This is a genomic window from Phreatobacter sp. AB_2022a, assembly GCF_026847585.1.
In the GTDB taxonomy this organism is placed as follows: Bacteria; Pseudomonadota; Alphaproteobacteria; order Rhizobiales; family Phreatobacteraceae; genus Phreatobacter.
This window is the reverse complement of the sequence record NZ_JAPSET010000056.1, coordinates 1-21,810: the sequence shown is the minus strand read 5'-3', so window position 1 is coordinate 21,810 and position 21,810 is coordinate 1. Positions and strand designations below refer to the sequence as shown.

General features: G+C 68.7%; 20 protein-coding genes. 5 read left to right on the top strand and 15 right to left on the bottom strand.

Annotated elements, in window-relative coordinates:
• Nucleotide 1: 1 nt before the first annotated feature.
• From OZ671_RS27715 to OZ671_RS27695, 5 genes are all read right to left on the bottom strand, one after another.
• Nucleotides 2-994 (bottom strand): ABC transporter ATP-binding protein, encoded by a 993-nt coding sequence (locus OZ671_RS27715; protein ID WP_268863715.1) that lies wholly within the window; start codon nt 992-994, stop codon nt 2-4.
• A complete protein-coding gene (locus OZ671_RS27710) occupies nt 991-2,034 on the bottom strand; it encodes an ABC transporter ATP-binding protein (RefSeq protein WP_268863714.1) in 1,044 nt (347 codons plus the stop codon). Before OZ671_RS27710 ends, OZ671_RS27715 begins: the two co-directional genes overlap by 4 nt.
• Nucleotides 2,021-3,151, bottom strand: coding sequence for a mandelate racemase/muconate lactonizing enzyme family protein (locus tag OZ671_RS27705; protein ID WP_268863713.1), 1,131 nt, complete (start codon nt 3,149-3,151; stop codon nt 2,021-2,023). Before OZ671_RS27705 ends, OZ671_RS27710 begins: the two co-directional genes overlap by 14 nt.
• A gap of 150 nt (nt 3,152-3,301) precedes the next feature.
• A complete protein-coding gene (locus tag OZ671_RS27700) occupies nt 3,302-4,216 on the bottom strand; it encodes a pyridoxamine 5'-phosphate oxidase family protein (protein WP_268863712.1) in 915 nt (304 codons plus the stop codon).
• 53 nt (nt 4,217-4,269) lie between these two features.
• Nucleotides 4,270-4,893: a glutathione S-transferase family protein gene (locus tag OZ671_RS27695; protein WP_268863711.1), complete on the bottom strand. Its 624-nt coding sequence runs from the start codon at nt 4,891-4,893 to the stop codon at nt 4,270-4,272.
• A gap of 107 nt (nt 4,894-5,000) precedes the next feature.
• On the opposite strand from OZ671_RS27695, the gene OZ671_RS27690 reads away from it, so the two are divergent.
• Nucleotides 5,001-5,894 carry a LysR family transcriptional regulator gene (locus OZ671_RS27690; RefSeq protein ID WP_268863710.1) on the top strand — a complete coding sequence of 298 codons (894 nt, stop codon included), beginning with the start codon at nt 5,001-5,003 and terminating at the stop codon, nt 5,892-5,894.
• Between the two features lie 252 nt (nt 5,895-6,146).
• Here the strand turns inward: OZ671_RS27690 and OZ671_RS27685 are convergent, their stop codons facing one another.
• From OZ671_RS27685 to OZ671_RS27665, 5 genes are all read right to left on the bottom strand, one after another.
• Entirely contained in the window at nt 6,147-7,247 is a 1,101-nt protein-coding gene (locus tag OZ671_RS27685) for an ABC transporter ATP-binding protein (RefSeq protein ID WP_268863709.1), read from the bottom strand.
• A 38-nt stretch (nt 7,248-7,285) separates the two neighbouring features.
• Nucleotides 7,286-8,074 (bottom strand): ABC transporter permease, encoded by a 789-nt coding sequence (locus OZ671_RS27680; protein WP_268863708.1) that lies wholly within the window; start codon nt 8,072-8,074, stop codon nt 7,286-7,288.
• Nucleotides 8,071-8,925 carry an ABC transporter permease gene (locus OZ671_RS27675; protein ID WP_268863707.1) on the bottom strand — a complete coding sequence of 285 codons (855 nt, stop codon included), beginning with the start codon at nt 8,923-8,925 and terminating at the stop codon, nt 8,071-8,073. The genes OZ671_RS27680 and OZ671_RS27675 overlap by 4 nt, the downstream gene beginning before the upstream one ends.
• Nucleotides 8,922-10,547: an amidohydrolase gene (locus tag OZ671_RS27670; protein ID WP_268863706.1), complete on the bottom strand. Its 1,626-nt coding sequence runs from the start codon at nt 10,545-10,547 to the stop codon at nt 8,922-8,924. Before OZ671_RS27670 ends, OZ671_RS27675 begins: the two co-directional genes overlap by 4 nt.
• 86 nt (nt 10,548-10,633) lie before the next feature.
• Complete coding sequence (locus tag OZ671_RS27665) at nt 10,634-11,743, bottom strand: ABC transporter substrate-binding protein (RefSeq protein ID WP_268863705.1); 1,110 nt, start codon at nt 11,741-11,743, stop codon at nt 10,634-10,636.
• Nucleotides 11,744-12,089: 346 nt separating this feature from the next.
• On the opposite strand from OZ671_RS27665, the gene OZ671_RS27660 reads away from it, so the two are divergent.
• Entirely contained in the window at nt 12,090-12,731 is a 642-nt protein-coding gene (locus OZ671_RS27660; RefSeq protein ID WP_268863704.1) for a GntR family transcriptional regulator, read from the top strand.
• Between the two features lie 59 nt (nt 12,732-12,790).
• On the opposite strand, the gene OZ671_RS27655 is transcribed toward OZ671_RS27660, so the two are convergent.
• Nucleotides 12,791-13,546 (bottom strand): SDR family oxidoreductase, encoded by a 756-nt coding sequence (locus tag OZ671_RS27655; protein ID WP_268863703.1) that lies wholly within the window; start codon nt 13,544-13,546, stop codon nt 12,791-12,793.
• Between the two features lie 519 nt (nt 13,547-14,065).
• Between OZ671_RS27655 and OZ671_RS27650 the strand changes: the two genes are divergently transcribed.
• On the top strand, nt 14,066-14,461 hold the full coding sequence (locus tag OZ671_RS27650; protein ID WP_268863702.1) for a (R)-mandelonitrile lyase: 396 nt from the start codon (nt 14,066-14,068) through the stop codon (nt 14,459-14,461).
• Nucleotides 14,462-14,496: 35 nt separating this feature from the next.
• Here the strand turns inward: OZ671_RS27650 and OZ671_RS27645 are convergent, their stop codons facing one another.
• Together OZ671_RS27645 and OZ671_RS27640 are read right to left on the bottom strand one after the other, a co-directional pair.
• The gene (locus tag OZ671_RS27645) at nt 14,497-15,681 is read right to left on the bottom strand and encodes a CaiB/BaiF CoA transferase family protein (protein WP_268863701.1); all 1,185 of its coding nucleotides are present in this window, start codon (nt 15,679-15,681) and stop codon (nt 14,497-14,499) included.
• Between the two features lie 88 nt (nt 15,682-15,769).
• Entirely contained in the window at nt 15,770-16,984 is a 1,215-nt protein-coding gene (locus OZ671_RS27640; RefSeq protein WP_268863700.1) for an acyl-CoA dehydrogenase, read from the bottom strand.
• A 162-nt stretch (nt 16,985-17,146) separates the two neighbouring features.
• Between OZ671_RS27640 and gcvA the strand changes: the two genes are divergently transcribed.
• The gene (gcvA, locus tag OZ671_RS27635) at nt 17,147-18,070 is read left to right on the top strand and encodes a transcriptional regulator GcvA (RefSeq protein ID WP_268863699.1); all 924 of its coding nucleotides are present in this window, start codon (nt 17,147-17,149) and stop codon (nt 18,068-18,070) included.
• A 58-nt stretch (nt 18,071-18,128) separates the two neighbouring features.
• Here gcvA and OZ671_RS27630 read toward each other — a convergent pair whose 3' ends face one another.
• Entirely contained in the window at nt 18,129-19,556 is a 1,428-nt protein-coding gene (locus OZ671_RS27630; RefSeq protein ID WP_268863698.1) for an aldehyde dehydrogenase family protein, read from the bottom strand.
• Between the two features lie 95 nt (nt 19,557-19,651).
• On the bottom strand, nt 19,652-20,239 hold the full coding sequence (locus OZ671_RS27625) for a cupin domain-containing protein (RefSeq protein ID WP_268863697.1): 588 nt from the start codon (nt 20,237-20,239) through the stop codon (nt 19,652-19,654).
• A gap of 139 nt (nt 20,240-20,378) precedes the next feature.
• On the opposite strand from OZ671_RS27625, the gene gabT reads away from it, so the two are divergent.
• Nucleotides 20,379-21,662: a 4-aminobutyrate--2-oxoglutarate transaminase gene (gene gabT / locus OZ671_RS27620; protein WP_268863696.1), complete on the top strand. Its 1,284-nt coding sequence runs from the start codon at nt 20,379-20,381 to the stop codon at nt 21,660-21,662.
• Nucleotides 21,663-21,810: the final 148 nt, after the last annotated feature.

Sequence of the window (21,810 nt, the reverse complement as noted above, 5' to 3'; positions counted from 1 at the left end):
GTCAGAATGCGAGGTCGTCACGAATGCAGGCCTTCCAGTGATCGGGGGCGACTTCGCGCAGCGGCGGCACGGTTGCGGCGCAATCGGCGACGGCGAAGGGGCAGCGGGTGCGGAACACGCAGCCCGAAGGCGGCGCGCTGGGGCTCGGGATCTCGCCCGAAAGCACGATGCGCTCGCCGGCGCGGCGGGCGCCCGGCGCGGCATCCATCAGCGCGGCCGTATAGGGATGCGCCGGCGTCGAAAACAGCTGCGAGCTGGAGCCGAGCTCCATCACCCGGCCGAGATAGAGCACCATGACCCGGTCGGAGATGAGCTCGACCACGGAGAGGTCGTGGCTGATGAACATCAGCGTCAGGCCGAGGTCGCGCTGCAGGTCCTGGAGCAGGTTCAGGACCTCCGCCTGGATCGATACGTCGAGCGCGGAGACCGGCTCGTCCGCGACGATGAAACCCGGATTGGAGGCGAGCGCCCGCGCGATGGCGACACGCTGGCGCTGGCCGCCCGAAAAGGCGCGCGGATAGCGGCCCAGATGCTCGCGCGTCAGGCCGACCCGCTCGAGAAGGCGCCCGGCCTCGTCGAGCGCCTCGCGGCGGCCGAGGCCACGGTGCAGGCGGATCGGCTCGACCAGCGCCTCGCCGATGGTCATGCGCTGGTTGAGGCTCGCGAACGGGTCCTGGAAGATCATCTGCATGTGGCGACGGAAGCGCCGGAGATCGCGCGGGCCGAGGCTGCCGAGATCCTGGCCGGCATAGCGCACCGTGCCGGCGGTCGGCTCGATGAGGCGCAGGGCGAGCCGGCCGATGGTCGACTTGCCCGAGCCGGATTCGCCGACGACGCCCAGCACCCTGCCCTTGTGCAGGGTGAAGGAGACGTCCTCGACCGCGCGCACGGCCGGCGCCGCGCCGAAATGTTTGGTCAGGCCTTCGACGGCGAGCAGCGGCGTGTCCGCCGACGCATCCACCGATACGCCGTTTGTGCCGTCGATCACGGTCATGGCGTCACCTCGCGCCAGCGCAGGCAGCGCGCGACATGGTCGGGGCCGACCGCCTCCAGCACGGGCACCTCGGCCTTGCAGGCGGCAATGGCGAGGCCGCAGCGCGGGTGGAACCGGCACCCCGCGGGCGGGCTCAGGGGGCTCGGCAGCGCGCCTGGGATCGGCACCAGGCGCGCGCCATGACCGGCACCGTGCGGCGTGCAGGCGAGCAGTGCCCGGGTATAGGGATGACGCGGCGCCGTCAGCACCGCGGCGGCGGGGCCCTGCTCGACGATCTGGCTCGCATACATGACGGCGACCTGATCGGCGATCTCCTCGACCAGCTTCAGATCGTGGGTCACGAAGACGAGCGCCATGCCGCGCTCGCGCTGGAGCCGCTTCAGGAGCAGGATGATCTGGGCCTGGATGGTGACGTCGAGCGCGGTGGTCGGCTCGTCGGCGATGAGCAGCACCGGGTCGCAGGCGAGCGCGATCGCGATCATCACCCGCTGGCGCATGCCGCCCGAGAGCTGATGCGGGAAGGCATCGACCCGCCGCTCCGGATCGGTGATGCCGACATCGCGCAGGAGGTCGATGGCCATTCGCCGCGCCCGGTGCCGATCGACGCGCTGGTGGATGCGGATCGGCTCGGCGATCTGGTCGCCGATCGGAAAGACCGGATTGAGGCTGGACATCGGATCCTGGAAGATCATCGCGATGTCGCGCCCGCGGATGCGCGCCATTTCGGCGTCCGACGCACCGACCAGGTCGATCGGCCGGCCGTCGCGGCCGCGGAACAGGATGCTGCCGCCCTCGACCCGTCCGGCCGCGCGGCCGCCGCCGCGGCCGAGCAGCCGCATGACGGTCAGGCCGGTGACCGACTTGCCCGAGCCGGATTCGCCGACGATCGCCAGCGTCTCGCCATGCGCCACCGACAGCGTCACGCCGTTGACGGCCTTGACGATGCCGGCATCGGTGTGGAACCAGGTCTTGAGCTCATCGATCTCCAGCACGGGCCGGCGTTCGGCCCCGGCCGTGGCGGCCGCGTCAGGCGAGAGCATGGCGCTCCACCGCGTCCCAGTCGATCTCGATGCCGAGGCCCGGCTCATCCGGCACGGCGATCCGTCCATCGGTCGGCTTCAGCGGGTTCTTCAGGATCGTATCGCGCAGCGGATTGGTGCCGAGGTCGTATTCCACCAGCGTCGGCCTCGGCACATTGCCGGCATGGGGGTAGACCGGCAGGGACGCGACGAAATGGACGGCGGCGGCAAGCCCGACGCCGCTGCCCCAGACATGCGGCGACAGCCTGAGATGATCGAGCATGGCGAGCTGGGCGATCTGCCGGCCCTGCCAGAAGCCGCCGCAGAGCGAGAGGTCCGGCTGGACGATGTCGACCGCGCGCCGGTCGATCAGGCGCTTGAAGCCGAAGGCGGTGTAGAGCGCCTCGCCGGTCGCGATCGGCACCGGGCTCCAGCGCTGCAGGATCTCGTAGCCGGAGAGATCCTCCGGGCTCAGCGGCTCCTCGACCCAATCGATCCGATAGGGCGCAAGGCGCGTGATGCTCTCGCGCGCGAGGTCGAGCGTGTAGTTCGAATTGATGTCGACCATGATGTCGACGTCGGGTCCGAGCAGGCGCCGCGCGATGGCGACGCGCTCCTCGTCGGAGGCCGGCGAAACGCCGATCTTGATCTTCACCGCGCGGTGGCCGGCCTCCGCCATGGCGGCGATCTGCGGCTCGAAATCGGCCGCGCTGTTTTCTGTGAGATAGCCGCCGGAGGCATAGACATGGACGCTCGCCGCCTGCTTGCCACCGATGAGGCGGTGCACCGGCTGGCCGAGCCGCTTGCCGGCGGCATCCTTGGCGGCCATGTCGATGCCCGAAATGCTCCAGAGCAGCGGGCCCTGCGTGCCGAAATGATAGTGCTTGGCCAGCATCTGGGCATAGACGTGCTCGACATCGAGCACGTTGGCGCCGATGAGATAGCCCTTCAGCAGCGGCAGATAGGCAAGGTTGACCTGAGGGATGCCCCAGGCCTCGCCGATGCCCTCGGTGCCGTCGTCGAGCTTGAGCCGGACCAGCGTCGTCGCGCGGGCGGTGGCGAGCGACTTGGACATGCCGTAGGCGCCGCCGGTCAGCGCCGCCTGCAGCGGAATGAAAGAAATGTCCTGGATCACCATGAGCGCCTCCGCCGGCCGGCCGTGCCCATGGCGGCCAATGCCGGATCAATTGAGGCCAATAGTGAGCCAATTGGAAAACGAGCACAAGACGGCCTTGCTGCCTTCTCCCATGCGCCGTTGGGCAGGTGGGGCCATCCGGCCCGGTCCGTCTCAGGCCCGCCAGGTGCCGGTGCGCTCGGTGGTCGGCGCGTAGCTGTCGAAGGTCCAGCGCAGCGGCAGGGCGCCGGGCCGGAACCAGCCGGCGCTGACCGTGAAGTGCCAGAGCCGCTCGGCACCGGCGATCCGCGCCGCGGCGTCCCCGGTCCAGTCGATCGCCGTATGCCCCTGCAGCTGCAGCATGTCGCCGCGCTCGAAATCGACGAAGAGCAGGCTCGCCCGCGGCTCGACGAGGAGATTGCCCAGCGTGTTGAAATAGCGGTTGCCGGAAAAGTCAGGCACGGTCAGCCGATCGCCCTCGACAAGGACGAAGCCCGGCCGGCCGCCGCGATGCGAGATGTCGACGCCGCCACCGTCACCGACCGCGCCGGAGGCGCTGGCGACGAACAGCGTGTCCGCCGTCTCGACCAGCCGCAGTGCCGGCCCGGCCAGCCCGGACAGGGTCTCGACCCGTGCCGCGCCGCGCGGCTGGGACTCGACGCGCCGCGCCTGGATATATTGCGGGCAATTGCCGAAGCTCTGCCTGACATCGACGGTGAGACCCTGCCCGTCGCGCCGCCGGACGCGACCGTTGGCGCGGTTGCGGCGGCGCGTCGACAGGTCGAGGCCGAGCAGGCCGACCGCGGCGCCCTCTCCGACAAAGGGTTCCACCGGGTCCTCCGCCGCCGGCAGGGCATCGATGCGCAGGGCCCGCGGATCGGGACTCGACACGAAGCCCGGGGCACCCGTCAGCATGCTGGCGAGCGGCCAGCCCGCGGCATCGCGCGTGCCGAGGAACATATAGGGCAGCAGCGCGAAGAAGATCCGGTGCTGGTCCGGCATGAAGTCGCGGATGCCGGCGCCGCGCGTGCTGACACCGGCCAGCTCCTGGGCGCGCAGTTCGCCGCGGTGAAAAGGCGAGATGTCCATGACGGGTCCTCACACGACCGGCTTCAGCGCGGCGCGGCGCGGCCGCCCGCGGTTCAGGCCACCTTGGGCAGCGGCGAGCGCGGCATGGGCTTGAAGGCCGGCAGGGCCTCGATGCGGGCCAGCCAGGCGCGGATCCCGGGATAGGCGTCCAGCGCGATGCCGCCTTCGGGCGCATGCGCGACATAGGAATAGCAGGCGAGATCGGCGATGGTCGGACGACCGGCGGCAAGATAGTCGCGCGTGCCGAGATGACCCTCCATGTAGGTCAGCAGCCGCGCCGTGATCTGGCCGGCCCGCTTCGGATCGCTCGGGTGGTTCCAGAGCGCGACCATGCGGGCAGTGGCCGGTCCGTACATGACCTCACCGGCGGCGATCGACAGCCAGCGCTGGATCTCGGCGGCCGCGACCGGCTCGTCCGAGAGCCAGTGCGAGGCCGGGGCGTAGCGGCGGACGAGATAGACCATGATGGCGTTGGAATCGGCGAGGACGAGGTCGCCATCCTCGAGAACCGGGATCTGGCCGAGCGGGTTCAGCGCCAGGAAGGCCGACGTGCGGCGCGTCTCGGCATTGGCCTCGGCGAAATGATAGTCGAGGCCGAGCATGCGCAGCAGCAGCTCGACACGGTGGACGTGGCCGGACAGGGCGGTGCCATGCAGGGTGATGCGTGGTTCGGTCACGGGGCCTTGCTCCTCTTGCGGCGGCGACAGGGCCAAGATGACTATTGCGTCCACCGAATAGAATTCCGAAAATATGAAAGTCATAATTTCATGTCATGGAATGATCGATGGACCGGCTGGACGAGCTCGGCATCTTCGTCGCGATCATCGACAGCGGCAGCCTGGTGGCGGCCGCCCGGCGGCTCAGGCGCTCGGCGCCGGCAGTCACACGGGCGCTCAATGCGCTGGAGGAACGTGCCGGCGTACGGTTGGTGGAGCGCACCACCCGCCGGCTGACCCCGACCGATGCCGGGCGCAATCTCGTCGATGCGGCGCGCCGGCTCATCACCGACTACGATGCCGCGCTCGGCGGCATCGCCGCGGCCGAGATCCGCGGCCTCTTGCGGGTCACGGCGCCGCGCGTCTTCGGCCGCCGCCACGTCGCGCCGATCGTCGCCGCCTTCCTCGACGGCCATCCGGCCGTGCAGGCCGAGCTGGTGCTCAACGATCGCTATGTCGACCTGATCGAGGAGGATCTGCATGTCGCGGTGCGCATCGGCAAGCTTGCCGATTCGAGCCTGGTCGTCCGCAGGGTGGGCGAGGTCAGGCGCATCGTGGTGGCAAGCCCCGACTATCTGGCGCAGCGCGGCATCCCCTCCCGGCCGGCGGACCTTGCCGGCCATGAGACCGTCACCGGCCCGGTCATGGCGGCCGAATGGCGGTTCGGCCCCGGCCGGCGCGGGCCTCTGGTCCGCCCGGCTCCGCGGCTGGTCGGCAATGACGTCGACGCCACCTTGATGGCCATCCGCGCCGGCCGGGGCATCGGCCGGGTGCTGTCCTACCAGGTGGCCGACGAGCTCGCGGATGGATCGCTCGTCCGCCTGCTCGCGGCGTTCGAGCCGCCACCCCTCGCCGTGCATCTCGTCGTGCCCGGGCGCCAGATGGCGCCGAAGGTGCGCGCCTTCTTCGACCACGCGGCGGAGGCGCTGGAGCAGCTCGCAGTGATCCGGCCGGAAGTGTGAGGTTGAGGCGCACTGAATCCGCACAGCGTCTCGGATCGCCGCGCATTGCATCGGGGTCGCCGTGGTTCGAGGGCCGCACCCGGGGGCGCGGCCACCTCACCATGAGGATTGGCGGGTATGGCAGCGAGCGCGCTCATGAAACGGATCGCGCGAGGCGCATCCCTGCTCCACCGCCGGTGCAACGCCCTTCCCCCCTCTTGGTGAGGCGGGAGCGAAGCGACCCTCGAACCACGGCCAAGCGGCATGCAGGGCTCAGGGCGCGTCCGGCGCCACCACGACCGGTGCGTCCTCGGCCCAGCCGAGCGTGACGGGCTGGCCCGCGCCAAGCGGGAAGCCGAGACGCCAGGTCTGTTCCTCCACCCTCAGGCGGCCGAGCGCGGTTTCGACGGTGAGCTGGGTGCTGTTGCCGTGATAGGTGTAGTCGGCGATCGTGCCCACGATCCGGTTGGCGGCGCCGGCCTCCGCGACGCCGGCGGCAACGGTCAGCTTTTCCGGCCTGAGGCTGAGCTTGACCTTCGGTCCCGCTGGCGGATCGGCGGGAGCCTCGGCGAACAACGTCGCGCCGCCGGCACGGAGCGCCAGCCGGCCGTCCGGCTCGCGCCCGGCGAGCTCTGCTTCGACGATATTGCTGCGGCCGATGAAATTGGCGACGAAGACCGTGCGCGGCCGCTCGTAGATGTCGAGCGGCGTCCCGGTCTGGACGATCCGACCGTGATTGATCACCGCGATCAGCGTCGACATCGACAGGGCTTCGTCCTGGTCGTGGGTGACGTTGACGAAGGTCGCGCCGAGGCGCCGGTGCAGGCCCTTCAGCTCCTCCTGGAGCTGGCCGCGCAACTGCTTGTCGAGCGCGCTCAGCGGTTCGTCGAGCAGGATGAGGGGCGGCGAGAAGACCAGCGCCCGGGCAAGCGCCACGCGCTGCTGCTGGCCGCCGGAAAGCTCGGCCGGCTTGCGCGCGGCGAGCGGGCCGAGCTGGACGGTTTCCAGGGCGCCGGCGACGAGCCTCGTGATCTCCGGCCGCGGCAGCCGGCGCACTTCCAGCGGAAAGGCGACGTTTTCGGCCACCGTCATGTGCGGGAACAGGGCATAGCCCTGGAACACCACGCCGAGGTCGCGCTTTTCCGGCGGCAGGCCGGCGATTTCCCGGCCATCGAGGCGGATCGACCCGCTGCTCGGCGTGACGAAGCCGGCAATCGCCATCAGCAGCGTCGTCTTGCCCGAGCCCGACGGCCCGAGCAGGGTGAGGAACTCGCCGCGCGGAATGGTCAGCGACATGTCGTCGATCGCGCGCGTCTCGCCGTAGCGCTTGGACAGGCGGTCGACCGCGAGGAAAGGCTCTTGGGGTTGGGTCACGCGGGGTTCCCTGGACATTGCGCTCAGGACATAACAGCTCAGGCCTTGCCCGCGACGAGACGAGCGACGACGGCCGCGAGCGTTGCGAGGATCATCACGGCCGAGACGGCGGCGACCGCCGGGTCGACGCGCTCGGTCAGGCTGTTCCAGATGACGATCGGCAAGGTCACGACCTTGCGGCTGGTCAGGAACAGCACGGCGACGACCTCGTCCCAGGAGGTGACGAAGGAGAAGGCCGCGCCCGACAGGATGCCCGGGGCGATGTTCGGCAGAACGATGCGGCGCAACACGGTCGCGGGCGGCGCGCCGAGGCTGCGGGCAGCCTGTTCCAGCCGGCGGTCGAAGCCGCTCAGCGAGGTCGAGACGGTGATCAGCACCAGAGGGATGCAGATGATCGTGTGCGCCACCACGACGCCCATCAGCGTGTCGAGCCAGTTGAGGTCGATCCAGGTTCGGTAGAAGGCGAGCGCATGGACGATCGGCGGCACGATCAGCGGCGCGAGGATCATGATGCGCAGATAGCGCGTCCAGGTGCCGCCGAGCCGCCACAGGCCGATGGCGCAGAGCGTGCCGAGGGCGGTGGCGAAGACCGTGGTGAGCGCGGCGATGGCAAGGCTCGTCAGGATGCTGCTCGACCAGCGCAGGTCGGTGACGAGCTTGGCATAGTGCTGGAACGAGACGCCGCCCGACGGCATCGACAGATAGCGCTCCGGCGTCAGCGAGACCGGAAAGACCACCGCGAGCGGCGCGAGCAGGAAGATGAGCCCGAGCCAGCCGAGCGCCAGGATGACCGGCCGGCCCGGCCGCGGGCGATCGGCCGCCGTCATGCCTCGTCTCCCTTGCCGACGATGCTGTCCCAGTCGGCGAAGCGGCCGACGAGGGCGATGACCGCGAAGACCGCGAAGAGCAGCACCGAGGCGAGCATGGTCGCTGTGCCCCATTCCAGGGTCTCGTGGACCTGCACGGAAATATATTCGGCGACCATCATCACCCGGCCGCCGCCGAGAATGGCCGGCGTCACGTAGAAGCCGAGCGAGAAGACGAAGGTGAGAATGAAGGCCGAGAACAGGCCGGGCACGGTGAGCGGCAGGAACACCCTGCGGAACACGGTGAAGCCGCCCGCTCCCAGGCTGCGCGCGGCGTTCAGGATGCGCGGATCGATGGTGCGCATGCCGGCATAGAGCGGCAGGATGGCGAAGGGCAGCATGTAGTGGACCATGCCGATGACGACGCCGGTCTCGTTGCGCACGAGATTGAGCGGCGATCCGATGAAACCAAGGCCGACCAGGGCCGTGTTGAGCACGCCGTTGCCGCGCAGCACGGTAACCCAGGCAAAGGCGCGGATCAGCACCGAGAGCCAGAGCGGCAGCAGCACCAGCACCAGCATGATGGAGCGCATGCGCGGGCTGGCGAGCGTCAGCGCCGCGGCCATGACATAGGCCATGACGAGCGTGATCGCCGTGGTCAGGATGCAGATCCTGAGCGTCGTCATGATCACCCGGCCGAGCACGTCGGAAGTGAAGAGCTGGCCGTAATTGGCGAGCGCCCCAGGCTCCTCGGTGAAGCTCAGGGCCAGGATACGACCGAGCGGCACGAGATAGAGCAGCACGACGAGCAGCACCGCCGGGGCGATCATGGCGATCGCCAGGCGCCGGCGATGGTCGAGGCCCGCCATCATGCGCGATAGGCCGTGCGGCCATGGACCATGGTCCGCGCCACCTTGATGTGGGGAATGCGCTCGACGTCGCAGGTGAAGATGTCCTCGTCGAGGATGACGAGATCGGCGAGCTTGCCGACTTCGAGGCTGCCCTTGATCGCCTCCTCGCGGCCGGCATAGGCGCCGTCGAGCGTAAAGGCCTTGACCGCGTCCCAGACGCCGATCGCCTCATCGGCGCCAAGGCTCTGGCCGCTGTCGGTGCGGCGCGCGACGAGGCCGTAGATGCCACGCAAGGGGTTGGGATGGCAGATCGGCGCATCGGAATGGGCCGGCGCCACCACGCCGAGCTCCTTCCACGAGCGGTGCGGCCACATGTCCTTCATCGCCGCTTCGCCGCGCACCCGGATATAGCCGTCGCCGAGATCGTAGATGAAACCGGCGGCAGAGGACGCGATGACGTTCAGCCGGCGCATGCGCTCGCGGATCGCCGGCGTCGCGTAGCAGGTGTGCTCGATGCGCATGCGGCTGTCGGAATTGGGATGGGCTTCCAGCGCCGCCTCGTAGGCGTCGAGGACCCAGTCGATGCCGCGATCGCCGATGCCGTCGGCGAAGACGGTGAGGCCAGCGGCCGTCGCCTCCAGGACGCGCTGGCGGAAATCCTCGGTGCTGTAGAGCAGCATGCCGATATTGTGGTCCGGCTCGCCGATCACTTTCGGCCCGGTATAGGGCTCGTAATAGGCGGCGGTGCGTCCGGTGGTGGAACAGTCCGGGCACCATTCGACGCCGATTACGCGCACCCATTCGTCGCCGAGGCCCGAGCGGATGCCGGCGCGGATATAGGATTCCACCAGGCCCTTCTCCTTGCCGCTGACCATGATGCCGACGCGCAGCGGCAGCTCGCCGGCGGCGCGCATGTCCTGGAACGCCCGGATGCCGTTGGACTGGGTGAGCGAATTGTGGATCGAGGTGATGCCGTAGCTGAGGAACTCGGCGAAGACCTGTTTCAGGCCCTTGCGGAAATCGCCGACCGTATAGTCGCGGCTGATCTCGTCGACCACGACATAGGCGGCGTTCTCGCGCAGGAGGCCGGTCGGCCGGCCGGTCGCCGGGTCGCGGTCGATCCGGCCGAAGGGCGGATCCTCGTTCAGGCCGGCAAGGCCGGAGCAGACGAGGCCGGCGGTGTTCACGACGCCATTGTGATGGTCGGTGCGATAGACAAAGACCGGCCGGCCGTTGCCGACGCGGTCGAGCTCGTCGATGGTCGGAAAGCCGCCGAGCTTGATGTCGTCGTAGCGAAAGCCGACGCACCAGGCGTCCGGCGGCGCGGCCTCGGCCATGGCGGCGATGCGGGCCAGAACCTCGTCCTTGGAGCGGACATTGGGCCAGGAGAAGTCGGCCCAGCGATGCACCCTGGCGCCATAGACATCGGCATGGACGTGGCTTTCGACGAAACCGGGCAGCACGGTGCGGCCACCGGCATCGATGATCTCGGTTTCGGGCCCGGCGAGAGCGGCGATGTCGGACGCCGTCCCGACCGCCGTGATCCGGCCATCCGCGATTGCCAGCGCCTCGACGAAGGGCATCGCGTCGTTGATCGTCGCGATCTTGGCATGGGTGACGATGGTCTCGGCCGCCCGGGTCATCAGCATGTCTCGTCAAGGTCTCAAGGATAAGGCGCTGCCGCCGGCGCGCGGGCTCACCCGGCGCCGGCACGGAAACCGGCTGGCGCTCAGGACGCCATCAGGTCGAGGAAACGCTTGGTCACCGGGACGATGTGCTCGCCGTACCAGTCGGCATTCTGCAGCACCATCAGCTTGCGATTGTCGGGATGGCCGGGATTGCGGCGGGCGAGCGCCTCGCCATAGGTACCGTCGGCCGCCGGGTTGGCCGGGCCGTTGCCGAGCAGCTCGAGCAGCTTCACCTGCGCCTGCGGATCCTGCATGGAGGCGAGCAGCTGCATCGCCGCCTTGCCGGCCGGATTGTTCTTCGGCACCGACATGACGCCCGGCTGCAGCATGCCCTGGTTGAAGGTGTAGCGGAACCGGCCGCCGGATTCCTCCTGCAGCAGATTGGCGCGCGTGTGCCAGAGCTGGCCCATCGTCACCTCGCCGTCGCGGAACAGCTGCTGGCTGGACGCGCCGGTGTCCCACAGCACGAGGTGATCCTTGATCGTGGCGAGCTTCCGCAGCGCACGGTCGACATCGAGCGGATAGAGGCGGTCGAGCGGCACGCCGTCGCCGAGCAGCGCGGCCTCGAGCGCGCCGGCCATGTATTTGTAGAGGACGCGCTTGCCCGGGAAGGCCGCAACGTCGAAGAAGTCGGCCCAGCTCTGCGGCGTCCTGCCGCCGAAGGCGCGGCTGTCATAGGTCAGCACCGAGCCGTAGACGAAAACGGTCGCGCCCCAGCGATAGTCCATGCCGGGCAGCGCCTTGGCACGGTCGACCACGGTGTAGTCGATCTCCTGCACTGCGCCGGCCGCGCCGAGGGAGGCCTGCGTGCCGACGCCCCCGTCGATGATGTCCCAGGTGACGTTGCGGGCCTGGACCATGGCGCGCACGCGCCCGGGCGACGGCCCGGTTCCGTCCATCACCACCTTGATGCCGGTCTTGGCGGTGAAGGGCTCACCCCAGACCTTCTGATAGGCGGCCTCGGCATCGCCACCCCACATGGCGAAGACGATCTCCTTGGCGGCCTGGGCCTCGGCCGATCCGGCGCCGACGCCGAGCGCGGCGACGAGCGCACCGAGCCCAAGCACCTCGCGCCGGTCGACAGCGCCGGCCCGCACCCGTCCGGCCAGGATCTCCAGAGCATCGCCGAGATAGTTCGATGCGCGCGACATGATGCCATCCTCCCCAGGGACTGTGTCGTTGTCGGTTTGCCGGATCGGCGGCGGGCCGGGCAGGCAAAATCGCGCCGGCCTCAATCTGACATGTTAGATTGCAATTGATTGCCGAAGCCGGATGTCTTGTCAATCAAGCACCTGGCCGCAAAAGCGCCGGCACACGTCATTGGGCCGCCGGCCAGCCCGCTTTTCAATCCACCCATTGACATGTTAGATATGCAGTCCCAAGTGGTTGGAGGCGGCCGGCGCATGACCGGCGCCGGCGCAAGCGGCCTTTCCGGGGAGATTGATGGCGAGCCTGACGACTGCCCCTGCCAGCCGGCGGAGGGTTACGAGCAGTCCCATGACCATGGCGGCCGAGGCCTATGCCCGGCTGGAAGAAATGATCATCCTCGGCAAGCTGACGCCCGACGTGCGGCTGTCCGAGCAGATGCTCGCGCAGATCCTCGGCCTTGGGCGAACCCCGATCCGCGAAGCGCTGCAGAAGCTGCGCGAGAACCACCTGGTCGACATCCTGCCCCGTTCCGGCGTGTTCGTCACACGGGTCGATTTCCGCAGCCAGCTCCTGGTGATGGAGGTCCGCCGCGAACTCGAGCGGCTCGTCGCCCGCCGCGCGGCGCGGCGGGCGAGCGAGGCCGAGCGGCATAGGTTCCTGCAGCTTGCCGAGGCCATGCGCGAGGTCGGCGAGAACCGCGACAAGCTCGGCCTGATGAAAGTGGACCGGCAGTTCAAGGAACTGTCGCTCGCCGCCGCTGCCAACAAGTTCCTCAGTGCGGCGCTGGCGCCGATCCACGCCCATTCGCGGCGCTTCTATTTCACCCATCTCGAAACGACCAACGTGCCGATCGCGCTGTCGCATGCCGAGGCGATCGAAGCGATCGGCCGCGGCGACGAGGCCCTGGCCGTGGCCGCGACCGAAGGCTTCCTGGAGGCGATGGAAGCCTTCACCAAGGCCGTGATCACGGCGGAGCTCGCCGACGTCTGAGCCCTGGCCGCAGGACGCGCCGACACCTCGCGGCGCAGCGGCCGCGATCCGGATCCGGCTCAATCCGGGTTCATGGCGACAAAGGTCGCATCGTAGCGCCCGGCCCGCTCCGCCCAGCGCCGGGCATGATCGCGCTCGACCAGCACCTCGCCGCGCGGGTGATCCTGCCGGCCAAGCAAGGCCATCACCTCCGCGACATGGGCGTCGAGCGGCATGGCGCGTGGGTCGCCGGCCTGTCCACGACCGGTGAGTTCGGTCCGCACATAGGGCGGCGCCAGTTCGAGCACCTCGACCGGAACCTTGCGCAGCTGGTGGCGCAGCGACTGAAGCCAGGAGTGCAGGAACGCCTTGCTGGCGCAATAGGCGGGAAAGTCGGCGCGCGGCACGAAGGCAAGGCTGGAACTGGTCGCCATGATCGTCGCGTGCGGCCGCCGCTTCAGCATCGGCAGGAACGCTGCGGTCGCGCGCAGCACGCCGAGGACATTGGTCGTGACGATCGCCTCGGCGTCGAAGCCGTCCCAGCAGTCGCCGGCCATGTCTTCCGGCCGCGAAATGCCGGCACTGGCGACCAGCACGTTGAGCGCGGGAAAGCGCTCGCGGACCGCATCGGCAAGGCGGCGCAGCGAGGCGGGATCGTCCAGATCGAGCGGCCATCCGACGAGGCCGGGCCGCTGCGCGGCCAGTTCGTCGAGCAGAGCCTGTCGCCGGCCCGCGACGATGACCTGGTTGCCGCGCGCGTGGAAAGCTTCGGCGAGCGCCCGGCCGATGCCGCTGGTGCCGCCGGTGACGAGGATCGTATTGCCGGTCGGTTTCATGGTCTCTGCGTCTCCGTTGCGGGCTCCACGGGAGAGGCATCGCGGCCGCTGAAGGCGGATCACCCATGGCCCCACGACAGACATGGCGCGGCCGTGCCGCGGCAGCGGGATGTCTCACGGGGAAACGGCAATGCAGAGCAGGGAAGCGATGGCATACCGTGGCGCCTGTTGCATCGAGATCTCCCTGCTGGGATCCTCTCGACAAAGGACGCGTTGGATGACGGTAACGCCTGCGGCAGCACCGGCAGAGGCTGCAGGACGCAGCCTTAGGACGGCTGCGCGGACCGCGTCAAGACGCCCGGGGATTGCCGTTTCTCCCGACCGGGGGCGGCGGAGGCGCCGCCGGACACGGTGTCCGCGGCTTTGCGACGTGGCGTCGCCCGACAGCGCGCGACGGCCACGGCGCCTCCTCGAGGGCCGCGCCACATCGCCGTCGCCATCCGCGCTCATGATGGCGGCGCGGCGCGGGATCAGGACGGGCCACGCGGCAGATGCCGAGACGAAAGACAGGAGACAGCCATGGACATCAAGCGCAGCGGCTCGCGGCCCTCGAACCCCGGCCCGGCCGACTGGTTCACCGGCACGGTCACGGTCGAACCCCTGTTCAACGCCCCCGAGCCGGCGCGCGCCGCAGGTGCGCGGGTGACCTTCCAGCCGGGCGCACGCACCGCCTGGCACACCCACCCGCTCGGCCAGACACTGATCGTCACGGCCGGCACCGGCTGGGTGCAGCAGGAAGGTGGACCGGTGGAGGAGATCCGGCCGGGCGATGTCGTCTGGTTCCCGCCCGGTGTCCGGCACTGGCACGGCGCGACCGCCACCGAAGCCATGACCCACATCGCCATCCAGGAACGGCTGGACGGCAGGACGGTCGACTGGCTGGAACAGGTCGGCGCGGCCGACTATCACGGCTGAGCGGCGGCGGCGCCGCCGCCCCGCGCCGTCCCGCCTCAGGCCTTGGCGCCCCAGTTCGGATCGTTCAGCACGTCGTCCTGGTGCTCGCCGAGCGCCGGCGAGGCGTGGCCGCCATAGAGATGTTCGCCGTTGATGACGATCGGCTGGCGCACGCCCGGCAGCACGCCCGCTTCCGTCAGCGGCGCCGGCAGGTCGATGCGCATGCCGCGCGCGACGACCTGGGGATCCCTGAACACCTCGGGCACGGTGTTGATCGGGCCGACGGGCACGCCCGCCGCCTCCAGCCGCTCGATCAGGTCGGCCTTGGCGAAGGTCCTGGTGCGGGCGATCAGCAGCGCCATCAGCGCATCGCGGTTGATGACGCGCTGCTCGTTGTCGATGAAGCGCGGATCGTCGGCGAGCTCGGCGACGCCGAGCACCTCGCAGGTGCGGCGATATTGGCCGTCATTGCCGGTCGCCAGGATGATGTGGCCGTCGCTCACCGGCACCACCTGATAGGGCACGAGATTGGCGTGGGCATTGCCCATGCGCTTCGGCTCCGTGCCGGCGATGAGGTGATTCATCGAATGGGTCTGCAGCAGGGCGACCTGGGTGTCGAGCAGCGCCATGTCGACATGGGCGCCCTCCCCGGTCGCGTCGCGATGGCGCAGCGCCGCCAGGATGCCGACGGTGGCATAGACGCCGGTGAAGATGTCGGCATAGGCAACGCCGATCTTCTGCGGCTCGCCGTCGGGCGCGCCGGTCAGCGACATGATGCCGCCCATGCCCTGGATGATGAAGTCGTAGCCCGGCCGCGGCGCATAGGGCCCGGTCTGGCCGAAGCCGGTGATCGAGCAATAGACGAGGCGCGGATTGACCTTTTTCAGGCTGGGATAGTCGAGGCCGTATTTGACGAGGCCGCCGACCTTGAAATTCTCGATCACCACGTCGGCATGGGCAGCGAAACGGCGGATCGTCTCCTGGTCCGCGGCGCTGTTGAAATCGAGGGCGATCGAGCGCTTGCCGCGATTGGTCGAATGGTAATAGGCCGAGCCGTGATAGCCGCCCTGCCTGTCCTCGACGAAGGGCGGGCCCCATTCGCGGGTATCGTCGCCGACGCCGGCCCGCTCGACCTTGACGACATCGGCGCCGAGATCGGCAAGGAGCTGGCCGCTCCAGGGACCGGCGAGCACACGCGCGAGTTCGAGGACGCGGAGTCCCGCGAGGGGTTTCGTCGTCATGGGGCGGCAAGCTCCTGCGCGGCGGAAGGGGATGGGCGAAGACCTTCCCGCGCGGCTGCGCCGCGCGGGAAGCAGGACGCGGGGCGCCTCAGAAGAAGGCCTGCAGGCCGGTGACGGCCCGGCCGAGGATCAGCGCATGGACGTCGTGCGTGCCCTCGTAGGTGTTCACCGTCTCCAGGTTCTGGGCATGGCGCATGACGTGGTATTCGATCTGGATACCGTTGCCGCCATGCATGTCGCGGGCCTGGCGGGCAATATCCAGCGCCTTGCCGCAATTGTTGCGCTTGACCAGCGAGATCATTTCCGGCGCCGCGAGGCCCTGGTCGAACAGCCGCCCGACCTGGAGCGAGGCCTGCAGGCCGAGCGAGATCTCGGTCAGCATGTCCGCGAGCTTCTTCTGGTAGAGCTGGGTCTGGGCCAGCGGCCGGTTGAACTGCTTGCGGTCGAGGCCATACTGGCGCGCCCGGTGGAAGCAGTCCTCGGCGGCGCCGAGCGCGCCCCAGGAAATGCCGTAGCGGGCGCGGTTGAGGCAGCCGAACGGCCCCTTGAGGCCGGACACGTTGGGCAGCAGGTTCTCTTCCGGCACGACCACGCCGTCCATCACCACCTCGCCGGTGATCGAGGCGCGCAGCGACAGCTTGCCGCCCACCTTCGGGGCGGTGAGGCCCTTCATGCCCTTCTCCAGCACGAAGCCGCGGATCTTGTTGTCATGGGCCGCCGACTTGGCCCAGACGACGAAGACGTCGGCGATCGGCGAATTGGAGATCCACATCTTCGATCCGGTCAGCCGATAGCCGTCGGCAACCTTCTCGGCGCGGGTCTTCATGCCGGCCGGATCGGAACCGGCATCCGGCTCGGTCAGGCCGAAGCAGCCGACCCATTCGCCCGAGGCGAGCTTCGGCAGGTACTTCTTGCGCTGCTCTTCCGAGCCATAGGCGTAGATCGGATACATGACGAGCGAGGACTGCACGCTCATCATCGAGCGGAAACCGGAATCGACCCGCTCGATCTCGCGCGCCACCAGGCCGTAGCTGACATAGTTGGCGCCGGCGCCGCCATATTCCTCCGGCACTGTCGGTCCGAGGAAACCCATCTCGCCCATCTCGTTGAAGATCGAGCGGTCGGTCTTCTCCTCCAGATACATGTCGGCGACGCGCGGCAGCAGCTTCTCCTGGGCGTAGCTGCGCGCGGCATCGCGGATCAGCCGCTCGTCCTCGGTCAGCTGGCCGTTGAGCTGCAACGCGTCGTCCCAGGAGAACTCGGCAAGTTCCGGACGATCCTTGGGCTTCAGTTGAGCGGCCATGGCTTTCAGGTCTCCTTGAGGTTCGCATCCGGCAGATCCGCGCCGCGGCCCGCCTTCGAGGTCTTGAACACCTCTATCCATTCCATGGGACGCCTCTTACAGGTGGACGGCCCGCGCGAGAAGCGACATATTCGACCAAGATCATTCCATGATGGAATAGATATGCTGCGCCGCGGCCTGCTTCCCGACATCGCCAACCTGCTCGCCTTCGAAGCCGCCGCACGCCATGGCAGCATATCCCGCGCGGCGGAGGAACTGCACCTGACGCAGAGCGCGGTCTCGCGCCAGATCCTGCACCTGGAGGCCGATCTCGGGGTCAGCCTGTTCCACCGGGTGCGCCGGCGCGTCGTGCTGACCGATGCCGGGCGCATCTACGCAGCCGAGCTGCGCCAGGCGCTCGCGGCGGTGTCCGACGCCACCCACCGGACCATGGCCTATGCCGGCGCCGGCGGCGTCATCGACCTCGCCGTGCTGCCGACCTTCGCGGCGCGCTGGCTGATCCCCCGCCTCGACGGCTTTCTCGCGCGCCATCCCGACATCATCGTCAACTGCACCGCCCGTGTCGCGCCGTTCGATTTCAGCCAGGAAGCCTTCGACGCGGCGATCCATGTCGGCCAGCCCGACTGGGCGGGCGCGGTGTGCGACCACCTGATGGTGGAGGAGAGCGTGCCGGTCTGCAGCCCGGCCTACCGCAGGCTCCACCGGATCGAGCGGCCCGGCGACCTCACCCGGCTCGGCCTGCTCCAGCAGGCGACGCGGCCGACCGCCTGGGCCGAATGGTTCGACCAGGCCGGCGTCGACGCGCCGGAGGCGCTGCGCGGCCATCGCTTCGAGCAGTTTTCGATGGTGGCGGAGGCGGCGGCGGCGGGCATCGGCGTCGCCCTGGTGCCGCATATCCTGGTGGAGGCGGATCTCGCCTCGGGCCGGCTCGAGGTGCTGTTCCCGCAGACCCTCATCTCGACCAAGGCCTACTATTTCGTCTGTCCCGAGACCAAGGCCGAGGCGCCGCTGGTCAAGGCGTTCCGCGACTGGATCGTCGCGGAGGCAAAGGAGCCCGGCAAGCAGCGGCTCGCCGGGCCCGGTTGACCTGCCGCCGCTTCTTCCGAAACGGCGGCGTTCCGTCGCTAGCGCGAGGCCCGTCTGGTCACTGATGACCGAACATGGACTTGACCTCGAGGAAGTCCTCGAAGCCGTAGCGGCCCCATTCGCGGCCGTTGCCCGACTGCTTGTAGCCGCCGAAGGGCGCGGCGAGATCGCCGCCGGCGCCGTTGATGTGCACCATGCCGGCGCGGATGCGGCGGGCGACCTGCCGGGCATGGTCGAGATCGCCCGAGGTGACGTAGCTCGACAGGCCGTAGGCCGTATCGTTGGCGATCTCGATCGCCTCCTCTTCCGAGCGATAGGGCAGGATCGACAGAACCGGGCCGAAGATCTCCTCGCGGGCGATGGTCATGGTGTTGGTGACGTCGGCGAAGACGGTCGGCCTGATATAGTAGCCCTTGTTGAGACCGGCCGGACGGCCCGGGCCGCCGGCGACGAGCCGCGCGCCCTCGGCGATGCCCTGCTCGATCAGCTTCTGGATCTTGGCGAACTGGATGTCGCTGGCGACCGGGCCGATGGTCGTGCCCTCGGCGCGCGGATCGCCGGCAATCGTCTTCTCGGCCACCTCGCGAGCCACCGCGATCGCCTCCTCCTGGCGGTCGGCCGGCACCAGCATGCGGGTCGGCGCGTTGCACGACTGGCCGCTGTTGTTGAAGCAGGACCGGGCCCCATGGGTGACCGCGCGGACGATGTCGGCATCGGCCAGGATGATGTTCGGCGACTTGCCGCCGAGCTCCTGGGCGACACGCTTGACCGTGTCGGCGGCGGCCTTGGCGACCAGGATGCCGGCGCGGGTCGAACCGGTGAACGACACCATGTCGATGTCCGGATGGCTCGACAGGCGATGGCCGACGGTGGCGCCGTCGCCATTGACCATGTTGTAGACGCCGGCCGGCACGCCGGCCTCATGCATGATCTCGGTGAAGACGAGACCGGACACCGGGGCGATCTCGCTCGGCTTCAGCACCATGGTGCAGCCGGTGGCGAGCGCCGGGCCGACCTTGCAGCCGATCTGGTTCATCGGCCAGTTCCACGGGGTGATCAGGCCGACCACGCCGATCGGCTCACGCGTCACCATGGTCTTGTTGATCATCTCGTCGAATTCATAGGTCTTCAGCACTTCGAGCGCCTGGACGAGATGGCCGAGGCCGGCACCGGCCTGGGCGGTCTTGGCGAGCGACATGGGCGCGCCCATTTCGCGCGAGATCGCCTCGGCCATGTCGCCCGAGCGGCGCTTGTAGATCTCGATGACGCGCTCCAGGAGCTCGATGCGCTCCTTGCGGCTGGTGCGCGAGAAGGACGGGAAGGCCTTCTTCGCCGCGGCGATCGCCTTGTCCGTGTCCTCGACCGTGCCGAGGGTGATCTTGGTGAAGGCCTCTTCGGTGGCCGGATCGAACACGTCGAGAGTCACGTTGCTGATCGGGGCAACCCAGGCGCCGTCGATGTAGAATTGGAGATTGTGCTCAGACATGGTCCGTTTCCTTCACTCTCGAGAGAGTCTCGATTGCTCAAAATTTTATACATAAGCCGGGCCCCTGCCAATCGGGCCCGGCCTGTCCGTCACCATCAAAGGTAAGGCGGCGTGCAGGCGCTGACCACCTCGCAGGGCTCAGTGCCGACATTCCTGAAACGGTGGGGGATCTGGCTGTCGAACAGATAGGCCTCCCCCGCCTTCAGCACCTTGACCGACTGGCCGACGGTGATCTCCAGCAGCCCCGAAATGACCACCCCGCCCTCGCGCGAGGCATGGGCGAGCATGGCCTTGCCGGTATCGGCGCCGGGCTCGTACACCTCGTGCAGGATCTGCAGGTTGTGGGCGCGGGCATCGCCCACCTGGCGGAAGGTGATCCGGCCCTTCTTGGCGGCCAGCGCCCCAGGAATCACCGAAGGGATGACCGAGGTGAGGTCGATCAGTTCGTCCGCGCTGAAGAAGACCTTGTCCTCGCGCGGTGCCGCGGCGCTGAAGAAATCGACGAAGCTGACGGCGAGGCCGTCGAGGATCTTGCGCAGGGAGGCGACCGACGGACTCGACTTGTTCTGTTCGACGGTCGCGATCAGGCCGTGCGGCACGCCGGCCCGCGCAGCGAGTTCCCGCTGCGACAGGCCCGCCGTCGTCCGCAATTCCCGCAAGCGCGCCCCGACGTCGAAATCCATCCACCCGTCCCTTCCTGCTGGCCGCGAGAGCCCCCTCTGGCCAAAAGCATAGATGTCGTGCATTTTCCCGTCTGCTCAAAATTTTGAGCAGCAGCTATTCACCGCGACGACGCGCCTTCGACGCGAGAGGGAGATGACCATGAGCAGCCAAGACCTTGCAACCCGTCAGGCCGCAGCCGTGCCGCGCGGCGTCGCGACCAAGGGCGTCTACGCCGTGCGCGCCGAGAACGCGACGCTCTGGGACGCCAACGGCAAGAGCTATATCGACTTCGCCGCCGGCATCGCCGTGGTCAATACCGGCCATCGCCACCCGGAGGTGATCGAGGCGGTGAAGGCCCAGCTCGATTCCTTCACCCATACCTGCTTCCACGTCGCGCCCTATGAGAGCTACATCCGCCTCGCCGAGCGCCTGAACGCCGCCACCCCCGGCAACCACGCCAAGAAGACCATCCTGGTGACCACGGGCGCCGAGGCGGTCGAGAACGCCGTCAAGGCGGCGCGCCACTTCACCGGCCGCTCGGCGGTCGTCGCCTTCTCCGGCGCCTTCCACGGCCGGACCATGATGGGCATGGCGCTGACCGGCAAGGTCTCGCCCTACAAGAAGGGCTTCGGCCCGTTCCCGGCCGAGGTGTTCCACGTCAGCTATCCGAAGACCTATCACGGCGTCGACACCGCCCAGGCGCTCGCCAGCCTCAAGCAGCTGTTCGCGTCCGACGTCGATCCGGCGCGGGTCGCCGCCATCATCGTCGAGCCGGTCCAGGGCGAAGGCGGCTTCTACGTCGCGCCGGCCGACTTCCTGAAGGAGCTGCGCAAGGTCTGCGACGAGCACGGCATCCTGCTGATCATGGACGAGATCCAGACCGGCATCGCCCGCACCGGCAAGATGTTCGCCGCCGAGCATGCCGAGGTCGTGCCCGACCTCGTCACCATGGCCAAGGGCCTCGGCGGCGGCTTCCCGCTCGCTGCGGTCACCGGCCGCGCCGAGATCATGGACGCGGCCCAGCCGGGCGGCCTCGGCGGCACCTATGGCGGCAGCCCTGTGGGCGTCGCCGCGGCCCATGCGGTGCTCGATGTGATCGAAAAGGAAGACCTCTGCGCCAAGGCGGCCGCGCTCGGCGACATGATGATGGACAAGCTGAAGGAAATGGCCAAGCGCAATTCCTTCTCGGCGATCGGCGACGTGCGCGGCCTCGGCGCCATGGTGGCGTTCGAGCTGGTGAAGGATCGGGAGACCCGTGAGCCCGACGCCGCACTGACCGCCGCGCTGATCGCCAAGGCCGAGGAAAATGGCCTCATCCTGCTGTCCTGCGGACCCGACGCCAATGTCATCCGGCTGCTCGCGCCGCTGACGACGCCGATGGACCAGGCGAAGAAGGGCATGGACATTCTGGAAGCCTCGCTCGCCGCCGTCGTCAAGAACTGACCGCATCGAACGGCCGGGGCCGCGCCCCGGCTCGACCGGCCACGGAAAGGCCGCGTCCGGGATACCGGGCGCGGCCTTTCTTCATTGAAAGGCCCGGGGGTCTCGGCATCTCGAACCGAAAATTGCACGAACGCATATTTATATGGCC